We start from the raw sequence: 20,914 nt of genomic DNA, 5'->3' as shown, positions 1-20,914 counted from the left end.
TAAGTAAGTTCATAAAACTTAACGTGAAAGATTTGATTATGTCAAGACTACCAAAACTCGCTCTCGTAGGCCGACCTAACGTGGGAAAATCTGCTCTTTTCAATAAAATTTGCGGTAAGAAAATTGCCATTGTAGATGAAGCAGAAGGCGTGACGAGAGATCGCCTTTATGCCGATGCTGATTTGTTTGGCCGGCACTTTCAAGTGATTGATACGGGCGGCATCAACCCTCGTTCAGATGCCCCATTCAACGAAGAAGTGAAAAGACAAGCAGAAATCGCCATTGAAGAAGCTGATACGATCGTCATGGTGGTTGATGCACAAGTAGGATTGACAGCGTTAGACCATGAAGTGGCTCAAATTTTATTGCGCACTTCCAAGCCCCTCTGCTTGGCAGTCAACAAAATCGATCACCCCTCCCAGGATTATCTTATTTATGAATTTCAATCTCTGGGAATTGCCAATAAAGTCGCGGTATCTGCTACGCAAAGCTGGCGGATTGCCGAGCTTCTAGAGGCAGCTTTAGATCCTTTAAGCCTTGAAATTGGAGAAGAAGAAACCGATAAACCCCTATCTATTGCGATTATTGGACGTCCCAACGTGGGGAAATCCTCTTTGATCAACTATCTTTTGGACGACCAAAGATGTATTGTGAGCCCTATTCCAGGGACAACCCGCGATAGCGTAGACGTTTCTTTTACCCACCAGGGACACACATACACGCTTATCGACACGGCTGGGGTTCGCAGAAAACATGCGGAACATGAAGTCGTAGATAAATTTGCCGCCATTCGCACAGAACGCGCCATTGCCCGAGCAGATATCTGTCTGCTCGTTCTGGATTCACAACAAGGCATTACAGTTCAGGAAAAAAGAATTGCCAATATGGTTGAAGAAGCTGGCAAAGGGTGTATCATGCTTTTTAATAAATGGGACTTGGTCAAAGGTTTTCGAATGGAGCATTGCCTGAAAGAAATTGAGAACGAAGCCTCCTTTCTCAATCATTGTCCCAAGCTTTTCATCTCCGCTAAAACAGGCAGAAATGTTGAGAAAATCTTTGATGGAATCCAAACGGTACATGAAAATTCGCAAAAGCGGATCACCACCCATCAATTGAATAAGTTCATTGAAACTGCAATGCAACGCAACCACCCTCCGATGATGATGGGTAAACGTTTGCGTGTCTATTATATGGCTCAAGTCGCCATTAATCCACCCAAGTTTATTCTGTTTGTGAATTATCCCAACTTGATGATGGAGAGTTATAAAAAATACCTCTACAATCAATTTAGAGAAACTTACGGCTTCACAGGTGTTCCTATCCTCATGCATTTAAAAGGAAAGGAAAAAACCCGTAAGGAGAAACAAGAAGAAGCCATGCAACAGACCCGCCCCAAACCTCCTAAAATGGTCTCCACTCCGACAGAAGAGGAAGAATTCTTTGAAGATGACGAGGAGTTTTCCGATTGGGACGAAACCGATGAGAATCATTTGAACTGGCCTTAAAAAACCTTCTTAGGTAATTTTGCGGCTGCTACCTTGTCTAATTTTAAATCTTGCTTTTACAAGGATAATATTTTTTATTTATAGCTTATCTGATTCCCTCAATGTCTTTTAGTTTAACCTGATACATGTCCAACTCAGGCTCAAGCTCTTTAGCTTTTTTAAAATCTTCTTGTTTATCGATTTTTTAAACCTAGTAAGCTCCCGAGAATGTCGGATTTTGGCTGGTTTGATAATTTGCTTATCAATTCTTACGCGGCATGATGAATGCCGCGAAGCAAATGCATTTGGATAAATTGCCTTTTTCTCCTGCCATACAATTTAGATCTTCGGCCAATAAAATTTGATGGCCTTTAAAAGCGGTTAAAATAAAACGGTAAGGATATGGCTGATAGCCTAGCTTTCAGAATGAACTCACTCTTTTAAGTAAACTTGTGAGATTTTAAAAAAATTAAGATATTTTTTTTCTTTATAGCCCACTTATGCTGGCTGTTAAAAAAACAACACTTCTTATAAAAACAAATTTTAATTAAAAAACAAATTTTATAATATAAAGTAAGAGGTCTCCTTAATTTCTAACTAAATGCTTGCGCAAAGGGATTACCATGAGTAATGAAATTAATTCCCCCTCAATTAGGCTAGGAAATAAAGAATTTACCGTCAAAGAAATCGAGTCTTCCATTAGCGGCAACTTTTGGGGAAGGACCATCAATCGCATTATACTAGGAATAACTAAGGGAGTATGGGTAAATAAGGAAAAAGTAGCAGCTAACCTTAAAAACTTGAATGGCAATTCGCTCGATAGCATGTATAAAGTCGCCACAAGCAACACATTTAAAGGGCTGATTGCCAATGAGCAAAAAACACAATCCAAAAGGCTGCAAAGTAAAAAGATAGCGATTTTGGGAAAATTAGGTTCTAGTACAGCCTTATTAAAAAGGCCTGAAGAACTAACAAAAATAGTGGAACATATTCTCCCCCTTCACACTGAAAAACCCGAACAACTTGCAAAAATAATCGAACATCTCGCTTATCTGAAAGATTTACCGCGAGGACCTGCTCTCGCAATTCATAAGAATAAACTTGTATGGGTGCGAAAAGATAACGAAGGATGGCAAATAGTTCGTCCCTTTGAGAGAGAGAAGGTTGAAGTGCAAGACCTTAAATTCATTGACCTCGAGACTACAGAGTTCAATATCTTACAAAATGGCTTAGCCACTCATATAAAGGGAAAAGAGTATACCTATACGACTGATGAAAACCACGATTATACCTCAATGGTTCAAGCCCTAAATGAGTTGAAAGAAAAATTTGCATCGCTCACCCATGGCCACTCACTTCGGCTCGAACTAGATCAATTCCAGAAGATTACCACCCTCGACGATAGCCTTCAGCAATCTGAATCTCAGTTCGTGGCAAATAAAGATGAGAAATTTGTGCATAGCCAAAATGATGACACGATGAAGACCACGGCTATTCTTCAGGCAAAAGGATATTTGCCCCAAAATGAATTTTGCGCGGATTGGGTTGCTATAGATCGGGTAGGTAGCATAGATTTAGCCATTGTGGCGGATGCGGCCGGCAATAAGGAATCCTCCCATGTAGGATCAGTAGAATTAACCAACCTATTTAGAGAAATCCTGACTTCTCGATTAATAAATCAGCAAGAAAACGGAATTCTCTCTTTAGACAATATTGTGGAAGCCCTCACTCAAGCCATGCTTAGAACAGAGCTTACCACCATGTGTGAAGGCTCTATGGGCGTTGCTTCCACCATGGCATGTACACTTATCATCCCGTATGGAGAAAAGAGATATGCCGTCGGATTTTGCCTGGGAGATGCGCGCGTAATGCTGAAAAGGCAAGATGGTTCTGCCAAAGATTTGTCCCCCACCCCATTTTCTAGCACTTATAAGGAAGCAGGCGCCTTTTTTGGGATGGGAATAGAGAGTAGAAGAGGCAAGCATATACAGCCTATTTTTCAAGAGCTTGAAAGTGGGGATACTATTCTCTTAGGATCTGATGGATTTGGCGACAATATGGAAGCCAAAACATTGGGAAAAACTCCTTCTCAAGCACTTCAAGAGCTAAAAGAGGCCAATAAATTGGAGCGTTATCCCGAATTGAAAGCCCTTGCGGAAAATCCTGAAGAATGGATTTTACAAGCCACGTCCCCAGCTTATTGGATAATTGATTACAGCTCCAATAAACCGGAGGATATGGCCATACGAAACTGGCAAAATATGCTTAACAATGAATCTAAAAAGCTACTGCAAACATTACACACCCTTTATTCTGAGCATGTGCTTGAAGAAATGAGTGGAGATGAGATTGCGTTTGACATCTATAACCACTGTACTCAATCGCCTCTTGTCAAGATGGGGTCATTCGTCAACGAGATGGCCGGAAAGGAAATAGATAAGAAAAGCTTAGAGAAATATAAGGAATTCGCCGTCCAACTGACCGGTAAGGCGAGGGAAAGTGAAGAACTCTCCGCCTTATTTTCTAGCTGGGATACTGATCCCAAAAAAGCGCATCAATGGCTTGAGTATCGGGCTGGCAAATCAGATGATTTTAGCTTAATTGCCCTTACCATGAAGTAAGCTCTTATGAGAGCCTGCTAACTTTAGCGAGCTTTCCCTTATTAACAAAAATTTTTCGCGGTATATCGGAAAGGCTCAGGCGCTTTTTGTGTAATGAGAGCTAAAAGCCCGAAGAGAAATAATCTCCTCCTCTTAACCCTTATCGATAAATTGTAAAAGCTGGATCAACTCCTCCCGGTTAAACTGCTTGAGGACCTGTTGCTCATCTACCCCCACTACTTCTTCTAATAATTGCCCTTTTTGAGAGATTAATTGATCGATCCTTTCCTCTACTGTCCCTAATGTGACCAATTTGAACACTTGCACTCCTCGAGTTTGCCCCATTCGATGAACCCGATCCGTCGCTTGATTCTCGCGAGCCGCATTCCACCAGCGGTCATAATGAATCACCACCGAAGCAGCCGTTAGGTCAATCCCCAAGCCTGCCGCTCGAAGAGAGCCGATAAAAACCTCACATTTCGGATCTTGACTAAACCTTTTAATAGGAGCCCGCCTATCCACCGTAGATCCTCGAATCGTGGCATATCCAATCTCGTTTTGCTGCAGGTAAAGCTCGAAAATGTCGAGCATTCCCAAATATTGCGAAAAAACCACCACTTTTTGAGAACTCTCCCGCGCTTCGTTAAGCAGTTCTTTAAAAAGCTCCCATTTACCGGAAGAATGGTCTTGGTATTCAACCGGGGTTTTTAAAAAGACAGCGGGATGATTGCAAATTTGTTTCAGTGAAGCCAGCAGCGCAAAGATATGCATGTAGGGAATAGCAACCGTGCGATCGTGCAAAACTTGTAAAATTTTCTCCCTTGACCGCTCTAGAACTTCCACATACAGCCGCTTTTGATCCTCGGCTAAAGTGCAATGGGAGATTTCTTCGGTTTTTTCGGGCAAATCTAAAAGCACATCCTCCTTCTTTCTGCGAATAATAAAGGGCTTTACAAAACGAGATAAAAGCCGTTTTCTTTCACCATTTCCTTGAATTTCAATAGGCTTGATAAAAAACTCTCGAAAAGAAGCATCATTTGGCATGTAGGTAGGGACTATAATGTCGAATAGCGCCTTCAGCTCTCTCAAATGATTTTCGATGGGCGTACCCGTCAGGCCGACTCTCATGTCGGCATTGACATGCACCAAAGAGGCATAGATTTGGCTTGTATGATTTTTTGCGATTTGGACTTCATCAAAAAAAGCCACAGCAAATGGAATTTGGTTTAAAACTTTTTGCTCATTTCGCCAAACCCCGTATGAAGTTAGCATCACTTCATACTGTTTGCCAAAATCTTCCAAGCGGCGACCGCTTCCGTAAAAAGTAAAGACTTTAACATCCGGCAAAAAAATAGCCATTTTTTCTTGCCAATGGTAAATCACAGAGGTAGGACAAATGATTAAAAACTTTGCTTTTAACTTGTTTTTCTGCTTCGAGAACGACTGCAGCACCATCGCCATCAGGGCCATCGCTTGATGTGTTTTGCCTAATCCCATATCATCGCAAATAAAACCTGAAAGATGGTGTTGATACAAAAACCAGAGCCATAAAACCCCGACTTGTTGGTAAGAGCGAAGCTGACATTTAAACTGAGGCAAATCAGGAAATTCTTGTGGATGAAAATAAAGCAATTCTTGCAAAACGTTTAAAGAGGCTTGATCGAGATGGCTTAAATGGACCTCTTCCATAATTTGCAAACGGATCAGTTCTAAGGACGTCATGAGGAGCCGATGAGAGCGTAAATCCATTCTTTTTTTACCAAAGGCCCGCAACCATTCATACCTTTTTTCTAATAGGTCAAAGCAGCCCGCTTCTGTAAAAAGAAACCGTTGGTTTTTTTTGAGTGCTTTCCAAAATGTATGAATATCAATCATCCCTTTATCTGTCTGGTAGGCCAATCTAAGCCCATACCATCCTCGCCCAAAAATCTCTTTTTTACTCACATTTAAGAGGACTAAATGCTGATAACGAGGAAATGCAAGCTTTGGATCAATTGTCCAGGAATATTTTTTAACATTTTCCCATTCTTCGGAAAAAAATTCAGCTTGCCTTTTAGGTTCCACCACAAAGGGGAAACGATACTTTTCAGGAAGAAAACGCTCTCCTGTCAATTCGAAAAATCCTTCCCCTTCCACAAAGGAAAAACCTTCAAAAACTTGTACATCTGCAGGCTGATACCCTTTGGCATATTCATATTTAGGGCTTACCACAATTTCTTGGGCCTCATTTACCCCAATTTCCAAGCCACATCTGACAATAGGGCAACTGTCGCTAAAAAAACGGGGAATTAGTTGCAATTCGTCCTGGTTCATCCGAATGAATAAGGGCAGTTGTTCCGCTGAGATTGATAAACCCGGATAGGCAGCAACCAGAGTCCTTGCTTCTGCTTTGGGATAAAAACCTTCCCCTTCTAGGTAGACCCATGCGCCAAAATCATATCCTCTAATAACCCCTTTTTCTCCTTCAACCGATTTAAAAAAGTACAAGCGATTATCCTCACTCAAAATATAGCTTAAGCGCGTTTCCTTGCCTGTCAAATGAACTTCAAAGCCAGCCTGCGTATTAAGCCAAACCCGATATTGACTCACAAATTCATTTATCTCATTTTTTGTGACCACTCTCTTTATTTCTTTGAAAAATTTTCCTTCAATGCGAAAAAAACCCTCCTTTTTGAGAAATACCCAATCGCCAAAAATCCAAGATCCCTCCATTGAAAGATCTCCTGGACGAAACAAATAAGCTTCCACATGCAAATTCCAGCTAGGATCGAATTGGAAGGTATAGGCGAGAGGACGGGGAAGTGCCTCTAGTCTACACCCTTTTAAACGCGATTTAATAAAAACAAAATGGGTATCCAAAGCTAGAGCAATTTGCTCGCCTTGTAATTTTTTTGCAGGGAACAGGTGAATGGGAGCTAAAGCATAAAATCCTTCAGAGGGAACGTATATCCATTCGTGAAAATGAATGCCATTTTTTTTGACCCATGCCCCCTTTTCGTCAATTTGGATATGCATGATCCCTTTTTGATCGTCAAATATAATCTGGTCGATCGCTTGCTCGGGCAAAGGAAACATTTTTAAAGGAGATGCGACGGTATTCAAGGCTGGAATAGCATCTTCTAGGATAGCCTCAGAGAGCTTAAAAAATATTTTTACATATTTAAAGTCAATTGTAATCCCCTTAGGAACTTTTTTAGAAGCCTCGTGAAAGACAAGGGTATAAGGAATCTCTAATTCTTGCATTTCCATTAACCATTTGGCTAAATCATTCCAAAATGAGAGTACATAGCTAAGTCCTAAGCTAGGCTGCCCTGAGCGCCATTGACTCAGCTCTTCTTGGGTTAAGTTGGAAAATTTTAAAGAGGTTTCCTCGGTTTCACCTAAAGGAGCATCCAGAATTTGATGCCAGCGTGTTTGAGCTTCTTGAGATAAAAGTTCTAATGATATCCAGACTTCTCCACCTGTAACACCTTCGTAATGGCTTGCGCCAACTTGCATCATTCTATCGGATGAATACCCCACCTGCATGGCGCAGCCTTGGCATAACTGGTTCCACCAAGAACTTTCAAAACGTTGATGCAAGGGCTCCCGATAACGGCCGTACACACCTAAAAAGGCAACAGACAGATGCAAACACCCCGGGTTTTCTTCTTCCCCCATGCAAGAGCAAAAGCAATCTTTGATCTCCCCTTTTTCGTCCAGCTGTAAAAATGCCCATTCTTTTTTATGCGTGCGGGGATCTTTTACTTGAATTTGATAAGTAGGACCCGAAAATTCTAAATCGCAAATCGCATGCTGTTTCCATGCTTTCTCCGCACTTTGCTGGTAGAACTTTAAAAATTCAGGAAGTTCAACCATAGATCTACTCCTCTCTAATCCACTTTAACTGAAACATAAACCACTTGAAAAAGATTGCAATAGAACATACACTTTTACAAGTATTTTCACTGGGATTGATTTAATTTTTAGGTACGGATGAGCCAAATGAGAGATATTATGCGCGGAACATTGTTAATTGCTGGAACCTCCGTGGGGGGTGGAATGCTAGCATTACCTGTTTTAACCAGTCTTGGAGGTTTTGTTCCTTCTTTGGTCATCTATCTTCTTTGCTGGCTTTTTATGGCAAGTACTGGACTCCTGTTTTTAGAGATTTCTTTGTGGATGGGAAAAGAATCCAATATCGTTTCCATGGCTGAGCAGACCTTGGGCTTCCCAGGAAAAATGGTAGCCTGGATTGTGTATTTGTTCCTTTTTTATTGCTTAACCGTTGCTTATATTGTGGGTTGTGGAGATTTAGTCGTCAATTTATTCTCAAACTCCCTATCTGAATGGATGGGATCTTTGCTATTTGTCGCTTGCTTTGCTCCTATTGTTTTTAATGGGGCCCATTTAGTGAGCAAGGTTAACAGTTATCTCATGCTAGGATTAGCCATTTTCTTTTGCGCTTTTGTCATCATTGGCGCTCCATTCGTTAATCCCCAAAATTTAAAGGAGCATAGCTGGACACTTGCTTTAATGGGCCTGCCTGTCTCTTTTACAGCTTTTGCTTACCAAGGGATCATTCCTACGCTGACCCATTATTTATCTTTTGACATAAAAAAAATTCGTCTTTCCATTTTATTTGGAAGTGCCATTCCTTTTATCGCTTACATTATTTGGCAATGGTTAATCTTGGGGATTGTACCAACTTATGGCCCAGGTGGCCTTGTAGAAGCGCTTGAGAAGGGAGATACCGCTGTACAACCTCTGAAGTATTTTATTGACCATTCTTCTGTTTACCTCGTGGGCCAATGTTTTGCTTTTTTTGCCCTCGTGACTTCTTTCTTTGGAGTCACTCTAGGATTGCTCGACTTTTTAGCTGATGGCTTGAAAATTGAAAAAACTTCCGGCGGCAAGTTAGCTCTCAGTCTCCTCATTTTTATTCCTCCCCTTCTGATTGCTTTTACTTTTCCCCATATTTTCTTAATCGCCTTAAGTTACGCAGGAGGGTTTGGATGTGCCATTTTATTAGGATTACTTCCCATAGTAATGGTGTGGTCAGGACGCTACCACTTAGGCTTAAAAGGTCCTTATACCTTAATGGGAGGAAAGTTTTTGTTAAGCCTTCTTTTTCTATTTGTGGTCTTTGAAATCTTCGTAGAGTTGGCTTTGACATTTCAGAAATTAATCAGCTAATCAATTGCTAAAGCGATTAATTCTTGATAATTCGCTTGACTTTTTACAAGTATTTTAATAGTTTACTAATAATTAAGCTTTTGCTTAATTGAGGGGTGTTAAAAGTGATGCTGCAGTTGTTGACATGCTAGTGCACAATTTCTCTCTCGAATCACATTTCAAACCAACCTATTCCTGGTATTGGGGAGCTGCGAATTTTCTGTGCAACCAAAAACCTATCTTGCAAGTGAGCATGAAATCGATCATACAATGATTGACGCGGATGCTCTTTATGTTCTTCAAAAATTGAAAGATGCCGGATATACGGCCTATCTCGTAGGGGGAAGCGTTCGAGATTTACTGATTAAGCAAACTCCCAAAGATTACGACATTTCAACTTCGGCAAAACCTGAAGAAATCAAGCAACTTTTCCACAGAAGCTGCCTTTTAATCGGCCGTCGTTTTCGTTTAGCCCATATTCGTTTTAAGCACAAAATCATCGAGGTCTCAACTTTTCGCTCTGGGGATAATGAGAGCGATCTGATTCTCCATGATAACCAATGGGGCTCACCTGAAGAAGATGTCCTAAGGCGAGATTTTACAATTAATGGCTTGTTTTACGATCCATCTACTCACACCATCATTGACTTCGTAGGGGGGTGGGAAGATATTCAACACAAACTTTTGCGTACAATTGGCAATCCATCTACTCGGTTCAAGCAAGATCCTGTGCGGATGATTCGCCTTTTAAAATTTCGGGCTCGCTTCGGCTTTGAAATTGACTCCGACTCTAAAAGAGCGCTAATACAGTGCCGAACTGAAATTATGAAAAGCTCTCCCGCCAGGGTTTTAGAGGAAATTTTTAGAATGCTGGAATCAGGCGCAGCAGCCCCTTTTTTTCATTTGATGGCAAAAGGAGGAATCCTCGAGCTCTTATTTCCGCTCTTAAACAAATTTCTGGCAAATCCGCCAGGCGAGCAAGTTTATCGTTATTTAAAAACAGTCGATTACATCCATCAGAATGCCGGTAAGAATCTTTTGGAACGAGCTGTCCTAAGTTCTTGCTTGCTATTTCCTATTTTACAACAAGAAGTTCAAAAGCAATATATAGACCAAGGAAAAACCCCTCATATGGGTGAAATTATGATGCTCACTTCTTCTATTATTAAAGAAGTGGTTACCTCCTCATTTACTCATTTTCCCCGCCGCTTAAGCTCTACTATGGCTTTTGTGCTCGCCATGCAATTTAGATTAACACCCCTATCAGGAAAAAGGCACTGTGGTCCTAAATTGATGCGCAATAAAGAGTTTATATATGTTCTTAAGTTTTTGAAAGTCCGCTCTTTAGTGGATAAATCTCTAGAAGAGACATATGCCCATTGCAAAAACCTTTGGAAGCAGCAAGTGAAGCACGGTTATAAACGGACTCACCCCATTACATCTAGCCATATGCATGCTTCTAAAAAAGGCTCACGCCATGCCCCATCCAAATGAAAAGCAAACTGCTTTAATTGCTCCTTCTGGAATGAACGTCTCTTTTCGCGGCCCTGCTCTTGAAGAGGGCCCTTTGCCTTGTATTTTTTATTTTGCTTTGTCAAAAAAAGACACCCTTTTTGTCGATCCTTATAATCAGCCTTCCATCGTTTGGGAAGGGCTTGGCATGCGTGTTTTTTCTGTCGACTTGCCAGGGCACGGGGAAGGGCTCGACCATTCTCAAGCTATGCGGGAGTGGATCAACAGCTTGAGCGCAGATCCTTTTTTTCTCGAAAAATTTGTAAAGAAATGCAGTGAATTTGTCGACGACTTGATAGAAAAAAATTATACCTTCTCCCAAACCATCGGTACCGCAGGACTTTCTCGAGGGGGTTTTATTGCTACATTGCTTGCCATTCAAAATCCGCACATTTCTACCGTTTTAGGTTTTGCGCCGCTGACCCAACTGAGTTGTTTAGCTGAATACCAAGAACTCAACCTCCCCCCTAGTCCTTCCCATCATTTAGAAAATATGGCCTCCCTCTTGATTGATAAAAACCTGCGTTATTACATAGGTAACCGCGATCTCCGCGTGAGCACAGATGCCTGCTTCCAATGTATCCGCTCCATTACCAATACTGCCTTTGATCATGGCAAACGTTCCCCTTCTGCAGAGCTTGTAGTTTTTCCCTCAATTGGACATAAAGGGCATGGAACCCCTCCCCATATTTTTGTAGAAGGAGCCCAATGGCTAGCCCGCCAAATCGCGCGTTGAACCTGCGTGCAGGATAATTGGGAAAAAGTTATAATCTCTTCAAACCAACTGGGAACAATTAAAACATGAAACAGCCATATTACTCGATCGTCATTCCATTAAAAGATGAAGAAGACAACCTCATTCCCTTAATAAATGAAGTGGAATCAGTCATGGAAAAAATGGGCCACCCGTGGGAATTGATCTGCGTAGAGGATGGATCGGAAGACAAAACGGCCGATATCTTAAAGCATTTAGCTCAAGAAAAATCCTACCTGCGCGTTTTAATGTTCGCGAAAAATTTTGGACAATCTAGCGCTTTTGATGCTGGCTTTAAAGCTGCCAGAGGAGAATTTGTGATCACATTAGATGGAGACCGACAAAATGATCCCCACGATATCCCTCTGCTTTTAGAAGTAGCTCAAGAATACGATTTAGTCTGTGGCATCCGCACTAACCGTAAAGACACTTGGGTCAAAAGAATCACCTCTCGCCTAGCCAATTTTGTTCGCAGCCGCCTCTGTCAGGACGGCGTGCAAGATACGGGATGCTCCCTTAAAGTATATCGCGCAGCTTGCCTAAAACAGATTAAGATGTTTCACGGCATGCATCGCTTTTTACCTGCTTTGTTTCACTTAGAGGGCTTCCGCATTACTCAAGTGCCGGTTAATCACCGCGAAAGAACCGAGGGAAAAACTAAATATAATTTCTTCAATCGCTCTTTTAATACGGTTGCAGACATGCTAGCTGTGCGCTGGATGGCACAGCGTAAACTTAACTACACGATTGAGAAAGAGCTTCCATGAGTGGCCATTGGCGTGAGGGATTATATTTTTTAGGCTTTCTCCCCTACGGGTTATTTACGTGGCGCTCTCTTTTACAATGGATAATGAGCGAGAAAGAAAAGAAAAGCCTGGTTACCCCCACTTTTTGGAAGCTTTCATTAGCAGGCAATCTTCTTCTCTTATGCCATGCTTTTATTCAAATGCAGTATCATGTGTGTGTAATCCAAGCCACAAATGCTGTCGTTTCTTGGCGCAATTTAAATTTGATGAAACCGCGAACAGATCAGGTCGCTTTCCACACTGTAGTTGGGCTGCTTATTTTAAGCACTTTTAGCGTGACCTTAGGCTTTTACGCCCAAGCCCATTTGCTCAATGCCCCAAATTGGTTTCGCATCCCTTCTTCTCCCTGGCATCAAGGGGAAGAAACCAGCTTCTTTTGGCATTTTTTAGGAACGATCGGCCTCTTTCTGTTCGCCAGCCGCTTTTGGATCCAATGGTGGTGTGCCGAAAAGCAAAAAAAAAGTTATCTAGGGCCCTTGTTTTGGTGGTTAAGTGCGATAGGGGAATGTTTAAGCCTCCTATACTTTTTGCGCATTTTTGATCCTGTCCACTTTATTGCTCCAGCCTTTGGCCTCATCCCAGCAATCCGCAATTTAATGTTGATTGCACAAGCAAAAAAACCTTTACAGGTAAAGTAGGAAGCATGAATTTAAAACAAACATCTATTTTCTTTTTTGCTGGAGAGCAAAGTGGAGATTTGCATGGCCAAAATCTTCTCCAAAATTTGCGGCAAAAACTTCCCGGGTATGCCTTTACGGGAGTTGGAGGGCCCTTAATGCGCCCTTTTCTCTCCTCTTCTATTTTAAAAATGGAAGATTTTGAAGTGATGGGCTTTTCGGATGTTTTGCGCGCTTTGCCCAAGCTTATACGGCAATTCTATCAAGTTCGAAATGCCATTCTGGATACGCAACCAGCGGCTGTTGTGCTCATTGACTATCCCGGTTTCAATTTAAGGTTGGCTAAATCTTTGAGGAAAAAAGGATACAAAGGAAAAATCGCGCAATATATTTGTCCAAGCGTTTGGGCATGGGGAAAAGAGCGCATTGAGCACATGGCAAACACCTTAGATCTGCTTCTTTCTATCCTACCTTTTGAGAAAGAACTATTTTCCCATACCCCCTTACATGTGGAATATATTGGAAATCCGCTTTTAACCACGATTAAGGGGCATTCCTACCATCCCCATTGGATAGAGCTTTTAGGGATCAAACCAGCAGCTCAATTGATCGCGCTATTTCCAGGAAGCCGTAAAGGGGAAATTCAACGCAATTTGCCCATTCAACTTAAAGTCGCCCAACTGATGAGAAGGGAAGATCGCACCTTTGCTCTCTCATGCGCACATCCCGGCATTATTCCTGTTATGCAAAGCATCCTTGAAGAAACCCATTTAAAACTACATCGAGATATCTTTCTTGTACCTAAAGCCTATACCTATGAGCTGATGAAAGATAGCCACGCAGCTATTGCCAAATCGGGCACGGTGACCTTAGAACTCGCCCTCCATCAAAGGCCTTCAACAGTGATTTATCAATTAACCGCGCTTAACCGTTTCATTGCCAAATATATCCTTCGCTTAAATCTTCCTTATTATTCTATCGCTAACATTCTCGCTCAGAAACAAATTTTCCCTGAACTTATTGCCACGGGGCTGACCCCTAAAAATGTCTATGCTAAAATGGAAGACCTTTCCAATCCTGATTCGGCTAATCGGCAGATGTGCATCCAAAATTGCCGAGACCTTATTCCCCTCTTGGCACAAAAAAGCCACCCTTTTGAACAAGCAACCCAAGCAATCCTAGAAATGCTGGAAGAAAAAAGTGGCTAAGGTAAGTACATGAAAAGGTTGGACCTTATCCTTCTCTCACTAAATTCTGAGCGGTAAATAAAATTACAAGGAATCCTCATGGTAATAATGGAGGGGGAGCTCAAACGGATAGATTAATACTTGTTTCTATTTCTGCATCACCACTTGTTCCTACAGCCCCCTCTTCTTTCCTGCAATTTGGGCAATTGGCCTTTCCTTAGCAGGGATAAAAGCTTTATACCCTTCGTCTCCATGGTTTTTAGGAAGAAAGTCATTTCCTGATAGAAAGCCTGCAGAACACGTGACAAAAGAAGAGCAATTTTTAAATAAGAAAAATTAAAGTGGCTAAAATATGCATTTAAAAGAATTGAGCAACAGGATCAGCTAGTAAAATAGGGGAAGTTAATGGGGGGCAGTTGCTAAAGCCATGCCTCTGATTATTGGAATATTTTTACTCGCAGGAGGAGGAAGATATTAAGAGAGCCTAGGAGATGGAAGATGGTTATCAAAACGGCGAGAGGCATCATGCATACTAGACTGATCGCAAAGCTATCCAATATTATATCGATAAGCTTGAAAAGAAATGGGAGGGACCTCAAGCTGCAAATCTTAAAAAACAGCCATCGTCAGCTTCTCCAAATTTGGGGAAATGTGAGCAGGGATTTGAACTTTTGCACCTGAGAACTGGAGCGGAGCAACACTTAAGTCATGAATCAGGTAGTGATAGGTTCCCAACCCAACTGGAGGGCATGCAGAAAGGCGCTTAGCCATCAATGCCACATGGGCAAGGCCAATATCGCTTTCAAAAGAGCTGCTCAATACAAGCTGAACACTCTTTTTAAAAGCCCATTTCTGTAAATCTTGGCATCCCACCATTCCCCCTTGGATTGTCGGCTTGTAAATGATAGCTTTTAGGGTGGGAAGTTTTTCCAAATCTCCTAAAGTAAGATCACAGGGGAAAGATTCATCAACCGCAAGAGGTAGCTCGAACCATCGGAGATCGTGGGGATTTTGAAAGGGCTCTTCCACATAATCAAAAGTATCCCAAGCATATTGGGAGAAAAAAGCCAAAGCCTCTTTTGTATTCCAGGCGCGATTGACATCGATCCGTAATCGAAAGCAATCTTTTAGGGACGCAATCATGCTTTCAGCCTCTCTAAAAGTTAAGTGGCCGACTTTCAGCTTGGCAGAAGTGAATCCCTCTGCTTGCCTGAGAGCAGCTTGCTGCATAATCTCTTCGCAGGTCCCCATAAAAAGCGCGCTAGCAGGAATGGCAATAGACGAAAAAGGGTCTAAAATCGCCAAAAGAGCGGATTCAATCCCAAAAGCGACTGAGGGATAAAGATTTAACTTTGCCAATTCTTTTAAATAAGCTTCCTTTTCCCATACCTGGTTTAATAAAGCCTGCTTCTCTTGGATTAATTGAGCTAAAGCTTCTTCGAGAGTTTCTTGGCTCCATGTTGGAAGAGGGGCAATCTCTCCCCACCCACTGTTTTCATTGTGGTCGAGAATGTTGATTAAAACACCTTCTCTAACCTGCTTATTTTTTAAAGGAATTTGATACGGAAAAAGAGAGATCTTTTGAATACGCATTTTTATGGGGGGTTTAATTTAAGTTTGTTAACAAACTTATTTAAAATGAATGAATAACTGGCGAGAGCGTATCTTAGGCGCGCTTATGACAAGAGCAAGAGCTGTTCTCGCATACGTTCGACCAAATTTTGTTCGATAAAATGGACAGCTCCAGAAATGCAATTCAGCATAGAACGAGGAGTAACGCTGCCATGGCATTTAACCACCACCCTTTCCAGGCCACATAAAAGCCCCCCAGGGTATTCCGCGTAGTCAAACAATTTTTCAATAGCATCCAGTTGCTCGAAATTCCCCAAAGCATTTCGCAAAAGTTTAAAAATAAGAGAAGAAACGCCTTCGCAAGATTTTAAAAGAATATTGCCTGAAAAACCGTCAGTCACTACCACATCCACGTTTCCACAAAAAACATCCTTGCTTTCTACATTTCCCCTGAACTCTAAAGGGACATCTTTTCCTTTATGAGAAAAAGTTTGGGTATACCTTTGCAATTCCTGATAAGCCTTTCTTAATTCATGGGGCCCTTTTAAAGGTTCTGCGCCTACATTAAGCAATCCTACGGTTGGACAGCCTATACTTGCTAAGCATTTTTGGAAAATAGCTCCCAGTTGCGCAAACTGCACATAATTTTCTGCTTTACAGGTGATATTCCCCCCCGCATCTATGACGGCTACTTTTCCCTTTTCGGTTGGCATTGTAATGAGGAGAGCTGGACGCTTAATGGTAGGCAAAAGAGGAACATTTAAAGTGGCAGTTGCAATCAAAGCGCCTGTATTTCCAGCCGATACGAAACCCTCAATTTTTTTTTCCTTTAAAAGTTGTATGCCTTGCACCAGAGAAGAGTGCCGCTTACGACGAATGGCCTCTAGGGGATGATCTTCCATCAAGATTTCTTGCGAAACGCCAACGCACGTGATTTGCAGAGGGGGAGGGATTTTCTTTTGAAAGTAATCCCATAATTTTTCAGGGACAAATACAAGCATCGAAAGGGCAGGATGAAGCGCTGCGGCTTTTAAAACGGCGTCAAAAAGGACTTGTGGAGAGCTATCGCTCCCCATTAAATCAATCCCTACGCAGATTTTTTCTTTTTGTTTCCTCATCTTGGTACTCAGAAAAGAAAATTCCCATGCGTTCTGCCAAATCGCAAGCAATTGCTAAAGATAAGACGTTATTTCGCTCGAGGAAAAGACAAAACGAAAAGCTTATTCAGCTTCTGATTTTCCCAATACAATTCGATCACCATATGCTCCACAAGCTTGGCAAATTGTATGAGGAAGCTTTGATGCCCCGCAATTTGAGCATGCAGACACACTTTTTGCTTTCTTTGCATGATGGGATCGACGGGAATTTTTTCTTGCATTTGAAGTTCTATTACGTGGTACTGCCATGATTGACTCCTTTTAACCTTAAACGCCTAGGCATTATTTTAATTCAAGATCCGAGAACGGTTGATACCCATCGGGGTCTTCCCCATCCCCTGCGGATGGATCTTTAGTTTTTAAATATTTTTTAAATGTTTCTCTTTTCGGACAATTGCCTTCGCACTCAACAAATTCGGGAGTTTCCAATAGAATGCTTTCACGCAAAAGTTCCTGATAATCAAATACACCGCTCTTAATTTTGGCCAGAGGCTCAGCATGGTAAAAATTCTCTAAGTGCACTTCAACAGAGACATCTTCATTACAAATTGCACACGGAATATGCGCTTCTGCCTCTGCTTGCAAGTGTAAAATAAGTTCATCGCCTGCAAGATAAGCTTCTCCCCCTACCACAACCGTCTTTTTGAAAGAGAGTGCTTCTTCATGAATGTCGAGAAAATCGGACGACACGGTTTCATGAATGTCCACTTTATCTTCTGTTTTCAAGCGATCGACATAGACTTTAAACAAACGTTCCATACAGATTGCCTTAAAATATAAGAGATTGTATTTAAATAATCTCACATTCTACAACTCTTTCTTCTTTTTTTCCATAAAATTCCTAGTAACGTTAACCCCTTTTACTTTTTTAGCCATCCAACAAGGGATAAGAGCCGCAAATTCTCCCTATACCCATGCAGCAAAGAAGGCAATGCAAGTAAAAAAGTGGTCCTCTTTTTGCATAGCTGTTTCCAAAAAAGCTCCAACCTTTAAAATCAAATCGGGTTAGAAAGAGCTCTTGTGAAGCAATTTTGAAAAATTTTCAAACAGCTTACCCCTCCTTCCCGCTCATCTGTTTTCTTGTCTCTTATTTTTTTGTAGAAAAGATCCTGCTTTTACCCTAAAATAGAACCTTTAAGCGAAGCGGAATTTGATTCTGTTTTATTACAGGAGAAAACGCTTTGCCTTCCCCACTTAATGGGGGTTTAATCAGTCAAAAACAAGCTAAACAGAAAGGCTTTTACCGCGAAAATCGACGCCAGAAATCTGAAGCATGGATGATTTTATCTGAAGAATCTATCTATTTAATCTTTAAGCATGGATCAAAAGTTAGAGCCGTCAATCTGGAGATCTTCTACTAAAAACGCACAGATGAGAGCTATTACTTTTAATCGGTCTTTTTCGCTTCCCGCCTTTCCTACCTGTTAGGATGACCCATGGATGAAATTCTACTTAATATCGAATCTAAAGAGCTTCGATATGCCCATTTGCGCAATGGACAACTTTACAATCTCATCGTCGAGAGAAAAAAAGAACGTCAGCTAGCTGGCAATATTTATAAAGGCCGAGTGACCAATATCCTTCATAATATCCAATCCGCTTTCATTGACATTAATGAAGGGGAAAATGGATTTATCCATATTTCAGATATTTTGGAAAACACCAAAAAATTTGAGCAAGTGTATGATATGGATTTTGATCTGGATTACGATATCAAAACCCTTGATGATAAACAGCAGAAAAAACTCGATATCGAAGAGGTTATGAAGATTGACCAGCCTGTGCTGGTTCAAGTGGTGAAAGAGCCTATAGGGACCAAAGGGGCTCGCTTAACTTCTAATATTTCATTAGCCGGCCGTTATTTAGTTTTGCTTCCTAACTCTTCACATCGCGGTGTTTCTCGAAAAATTGAAGATCGCACAGCCCGAGAAAGGCTAAAAAAATTGATCCGAGCGTTTGAAATGCCTACAGACATGGGGCTTATTTGCCGGACAGCCAGTGCCCGTGCTACACCCGAAATGTTAATTACAGAGGCAACCGACTTACTTAATACCTGGCATACCATTATGGAAAACTTCCATAAGTCGAGCGGGGCCACCTTGCTTTATGCAGAATCTGACTTAATCAAACGCGCCGTTATTACCGCTGTTGACAAACGTTTTGAGCGCCTATTAGTTGACGATTATGCCGTTTATCAAAGTTGTAAAAATCTTTATAGCCGCTATGCCAATGAGCACGCTTTGCGTATCGAATATTACCGCGACAATGTTCCCATGTTTGAGCGGTTTAATGTCGAACGAGAAATTGAGAAAACTTTACGTCGAAAAATTTGGCTGCCAAGTGGAGGATATCTCTTCTTTGACCGTACAGAAGCGATGTACACCATTGATGTTAATTCAGGTCGAAGCTCTAATAATAAAGTGGATGTGGAAGAATCTCTTGTGAGAATTAACCTCGAAGCTGCCGATGAAATTGCTCGCCAGCTACGCCTGCGCAATATTGGAGGACTTGTCATTTGCGATTTCATCGACATGCGCTATAGAAAAAATCAAAGAAGAGTTCTTGACCGCCTAAAAGAATGCATGAAAGAAGATTCTGCAAAATGTACGATTTTAGGAATGAGCGAATTTGGCTTAGTCGAAATGACCCGTCAGCGCAACCGAGAATCTCTTATTCAAACTATTTTCACCTCTTGCCCTTATTGCAGTGGGAGAGGCCTTGTTAAAACACACGAGAGTGTATCGATTGAGATTGAGCGAGCGCTTAAAAAAGCGATTGCTCATCACCAACAATTTGCTCTCAAATTAGTGATTCACCCAGAGCTTGACCATTATTTAGCCACAATTGACAAGAGGTTTTTATTAAAAATCGCTGAAGGTTTAAATGCCCGTTTAGAATTTGAGTTAAATGATAATCTTCATCTCAATGACTTCCATTTCTATTCGACCATCACCGATAAAAGGATCGAGGTTTAAGCCTAGAAATGGACTATGTTAAACGGGTAGAAAAAAGTCTTCGCGAAGGCCTGATTTCAGAATCATTTGCCAAAGCCTTAAAAAACTTCTATATTAGTTATGCCGAAGCTATCACTTCAAATGGACAAGATATCGCCAGCTTTGAAGCCCTACACCACCGTTTTTTAGAGTTTGTGATCGATCAAATTCGTTCCCCTTTTCACTTTGAACCTTTTCATCAACAAATCACCTCTCCTTTTAATTACTACGAGTTTGGGCTTGAATATATACGCCCCCTGGTCAAACTTGATCGCTCAAAAGTTTTCCATCTAGAGCGGGTGGATGAAATGGTAGAATTACTCGCTCAAAAGCATAATGTCGTTTTGTTTGCTAACCACCAAACTGAGCCTGATCCTCAGGCGATCAGCTTGCTTTTAGAAAACACTCACCCCAAATTTGCCCAAGAGATGATTTTCGTAGCAGGCCACCGAGTTGTGATGGATCCCATGGCTGTTCCTTTTAGTAAAGGACGCAATTTACTATGTATCTATTCAAAAAAATACGTTGAAAATCCTCCCGAAGAGAAAGCCCAAAAGCTTCTGCATAATCAGCGCACCATGAAAAGAATGGCTCAGCTATTTTCGGAAGGAGGAAAATGTATCTATGTCGCTCCAAGTGGTGGAAGAGACCGTCCAGATGAGCAAGGAAGCCTGGATGTCGCCCCCTTTGATTCTCAAAGTATCGAAATGTTTTGGCTGATGTCGCAGCAAGCTGCACACCCCACTCATTTTTATCCTCTGGCTTTAGCCACTTATGATTTGCTCCCCCCTCCTAATAGCATTAAAAAAGAGCTAGGTGAGCATCGTCATACGCGCTGTACGCCTCTTTTTCTCTCTTTTGGCGCAAAGTTTGACATGGAAAAATTCCCCGGGAGCGAAACTTCTGATAAGAAATTACGTCGAAAACTGCGCGCCGATCAGTTGTGGAAACTTGTACGCCAAGATTATAAAAAAATCTCTGAATACAGGAATAGCTGAAAGCTTTTTTGGCTAATTTCCAAGAAGAATAGAGAGGCATTTCTCCCTATCTCCTTCTCTAGGATTTATTAAGAAGCAGC

At 41.5% G+C, this 20,914-nt stretch carries 16 protein-coding genes; 11 read left to right on the top strand and 5 right to left on the bottom strand.

The window, feature by feature from the left end:
• Window positions 1-38: 38 nt before the first annotated feature.
• Window positions 39-1,505 carry a ribosome biogenesis GTPase Der gene (der, locus tag PARA125_RS03275; RefSeq protein WP_213157281.1) on the top strand — a complete coding sequence of 489 codons (1,467 nt, stop codon included), beginning with the start codon at window positions 39-41 and terminating at the stop codon, window positions 1,503-1,505.
• Between the two features lie 602 nt (window positions 1,506-2,107).
• On the top strand, window positions 2,108-4,105 hold the full coding sequence (locus PARA125_RS03270; RefSeq protein ID WP_213157280.1) for a protein phosphatase 2C domain-containing protein: 1,998 nt from the start codon (window positions 2,108-2,110) through the stop codon (window positions 4,103-4,105).
• 132 nt (window positions 4,106-4,237) lie between these two features.
• Here PARA125_RS03270 and PARA125_RS03265 read toward each other — a convergent pair whose 3' ends face one another.
• Window positions 4,238-7,942: a DEAD/DEAH box helicase gene (locus tag PARA125_RS03265; RefSeq protein ID WP_213157279.1), complete on the bottom strand. Its 3,705-nt coding sequence runs from the start codon at window positions 7,940-7,942 to the stop codon at window positions 4,238-4,240.
• A gap of 138 nt (window positions 7,943-8,080) precedes the next feature.
• Between PARA125_RS03265 and PARA125_RS03260 the strand changes: the two genes are divergently transcribed.
• From PARA125_RS03260 to lpxB, 6 genes are all read left to right on the top strand, one after another.
• Window positions 8,081-9,259: an amino acid permease gene (locus PARA125_RS03260; RefSeq protein WP_249274147.1), complete on the top strand. Its 1,179-nt coding sequence runs from the start codon at window positions 8,081-8,083 to the stop codon at window positions 9,257-9,259.
• Window positions 9,260-9,460: 201 nt separating this feature from the next.
• On the top strand, window positions 9,461-10,732 hold the full coding sequence (gene pcnB, locus PARA125_RS03255) for a polynucleotide adenylyltransferase PcnB (protein WP_213157277.1): 1,272 nt from the start codon (window positions 9,461-9,463) through the stop codon (window positions 10,730-10,732).
• Window positions 10,716-11,486 (top strand): alpha/beta hydrolase family protein, encoded by a 771-nt coding sequence (locus PARA125_RS03250; protein ID WP_213157276.1) that lies wholly within the window; start codon window positions 10,716-10,718, stop codon window positions 11,484-11,486. The genes pcnB and PARA125_RS03250 overlap by 17 nt, the downstream gene beginning before the upstream one ends.
• 65 nt (window positions 11,487-11,551) lie before the next feature.
• Complete coding sequence (locus PARA125_RS03245; RefSeq protein WP_213157275.1) at window positions 11,552-12,271, top strand: glycosyltransferase family 2 protein; 720 nt, start codon at window positions 11,552-11,554, stop codon at window positions 12,269-12,271.
• Window positions 12,268-12,948 (top strand): lipid-A-disaccharide synthase N-terminal domain-containing protein, encoded by a 681-nt coding sequence (locus PARA125_RS03240; protein WP_213157274.1) that lies wholly within the window; start codon window positions 12,268-12,270, stop codon window positions 12,946-12,948. The genes PARA125_RS03245 and PARA125_RS03240 overlap by 4 nt, the downstream gene beginning before the upstream one ends.
• A gap of 5 nt (window positions 12,949-12,953) precedes the next feature.
• Window positions 12,954-14,135: a lipid-A-disaccharide synthase gene (gene lpxB, locus PARA125_RS03235; protein ID WP_213157273.1), complete on the top strand. Its 1,182-nt coding sequence runs from the start codon at window positions 12,954-12,956 to the stop codon at window positions 14,133-14,135.
• Between the two features lie 588 nt (window positions 14,136-14,723).
• On the opposite strand, the gene menC is transcribed toward lpxB, so the two are convergent.
• From menC to PARA125_RS03215, 4 genes are all read right to left on the bottom strand, one after another.
• Window positions 14,724-15,707, bottom strand: coding sequence for an o-succinylbenzoate synthase (gene menC / locus PARA125_RS03230; RefSeq protein ID WP_213157272.1), 984 nt, complete (start codon window positions 15,705-15,707; stop codon window positions 14,724-14,726).
• Window positions 15,708-15,790: 83 nt separating this feature from the next.
• Window positions 15,791-16,804: a phosphate acyltransferase gene (locus tag PARA125_RS03225; protein WP_213157271.1), complete on the bottom strand. Its 1,014-nt coding sequence runs from the start codon at window positions 16,802-16,804 to the stop codon at window positions 15,791-15,793.
• 102 nt (window positions 16,805-16,906) lie between these two features.
• On the bottom strand, window positions 16,907-17,092 hold the full coding sequence (rpmF, locus tag PARA125_RS03220; protein WP_213157270.1) for a 50S ribosomal protein L32: 186 nt from the start codon (window positions 17,090-17,092) through the stop codon (window positions 16,907-16,909).
• 33 nt (window positions 17,093-17,125) lie between these two features.
• A complete protein-coding gene (locus PARA125_RS03215; protein ID WP_213157269.1) occupies window positions 17,126-17,602 on the bottom strand; it encodes a YceD family protein in 477 nt (158 codons plus the stop codon).
• 422 nt (window positions 17,603-18,024) lie between these two features.
• Between PARA125_RS03215 and PARA125_RS03210 the strand changes: the two genes are divergently transcribed.
• The 3 genes from PARA125_RS03210 to PARA125_RS03200 all read left to right on the top strand — a co-directional run bounded on the left by PARA125_RS03210 (window position 18,025) and on the right by PARA125_RS03200 (window position 20,834).
• Window positions 18,025-18,204 carry a hypothetical protein gene (locus PARA125_RS03210; protein ID WP_213157268.1) on the top strand — a complete coding sequence of 60 codons (180 nt, stop codon included), beginning with the start codon at window positions 18,025-18,027 and terminating at the stop codon, window positions 18,202-18,204.
• 75 nt (window positions 18,205-18,279) lie between these two features.
• A complete protein-coding gene (locus PARA125_RS03205; RefSeq protein ID WP_213157267.1) occupies window positions 18,280-19,818 on the top strand; it encodes an Rne/Rng family ribonuclease in 1,539 nt (512 codons plus the stop codon).
• Window positions 19,819-19,826: 8 nt separating this feature from the next.
• Window positions 19,827-20,834 (top strand): 1-acyl-sn-glycerol-3-phosphate acyltransferase, encoded by a 1,008-nt coding sequence (locus PARA125_RS03200; RefSeq protein WP_213157266.1) that lies wholly within the window; start codon window positions 19,827-19,829, stop codon window positions 20,832-20,834.
• Window positions 20,835-20,914 lie beyond the last annotated feature (80 nt).

The sequence above is a fragment of the Parachlamydia sp. AcF125 genome, assembly GCF_018342475.1.
Taxonomy (GTDB): Bacteria; Chlamydiota; Chlamydiia; order Chlamydiales; family Parachlamydiaceae; genus Parachlamydia.
The sequence above is the reverse complement of the archived record's forward strand: the minus strand, read 5'-3'. Positions and strand labels throughout refer to the sequence as shown.

What these genes read in the sequence shown, in the direction of transcription:
- PARA125_RS03205 (WP_213157267.1), top strand. Translation starts at nt 18,280, where the DNA reads ATGGATGAAATTCTACTTAATATCGAATCTAAAGAGCTTCGATATGCC.
- lpxB (WP_213157273.1), top strand. Translation starts at nt 12,954, where the DNA reads ATGAATTTAAAACAAACATCTATTTTCTTTTTTGCTGGAGAGCAAAGT.
- PARA125_RS03270 (WP_213157280.1), top strand. Translation starts at nt 2,108, where the DNA reads ATGAGTAATGAAATTAATTCCCCCTCAATTAGGCTAGGAAATAAAGAA.
- PARA125_RS03265 (WP_213157279.1), bottom strand. Translation starts at nt 7,942, where the DNA reads ATGGTTGAACTTCCTGAATTTTTAAAGTTCTACCAGCAAAGTGCGGAG.
- PARA125_RS03240 (WP_213157274.1), top strand. Translation starts at nt 12,268, where the DNA reads ATGAGTGGCCATTGGCGTGAGGGATTATATTTTTTAGGCTTTCTCCCC.
- PARA125_RS03225 (WP_213157271.1), bottom strand. Translation starts at nt 16,804, where the DNA reads ATGAGGAAACAAAAAGAAAAAATCTGCGTAGGGATTGATTTAATGGGG.
- PARA125_RS03245 (WP_213157275.1), top strand. Translation starts at nt 11,552, where the DNA reads ATGAAACAGCCATATTACTCGATCGTCATTCCATTAAAAGATGAAGAA.
- PARA125_RS03260 (WP_249274147.1), top strand. Translation starts at nt 8,081, where the DNA reads ATGCGCGGAACATTGTTAATTGCTGGAACCTCCGTGGGGGGTGGAATG.
- rpmF (WP_213157270.1), bottom strand. Translation starts at nt 17,092, where the DNA reads ATGGCAGTACCACGTAATAGAACTTCAAATGCAAGAAAAAATTCCCGT.
- menC (WP_213157272.1), bottom strand. Translation starts at nt 15,707, where the DNA reads ATGCGTATTCAAAAGATCTCTCTTTTTCCGTATCAAATTCCTTTAAAA.
- der (WP_213157281.1), top strand. Translation starts at nt 39, where the DNA reads ATGTCAAGACTACCAAAACTCGCTCTCGTAGGCCGACCTAACGTGGGA.
- PARA125_RS03250 (WP_213157276.1), top strand. Translation starts at nt 10,716, where the DNA reads ATGCCCCATCCAAATGAAAAGCAAACTGCTTTAATTGCTCCTTCTGGA.
- PARA125_RS03215 (WP_213157269.1), bottom strand. Translation starts at nt 17,602, where the DNA reads ATGGAACGTTTGTTTAAAGTCTATGTCGATCGCTTGAAAACAGAAGAT.
- PARA125_RS03200 (WP_213157266.1), top strand. Translation starts at nt 19,827, where the DNA reads ATGGACTATGTTAAACGGGTAGAAAAAAGTCTTCGCGAAGGCCTGATT.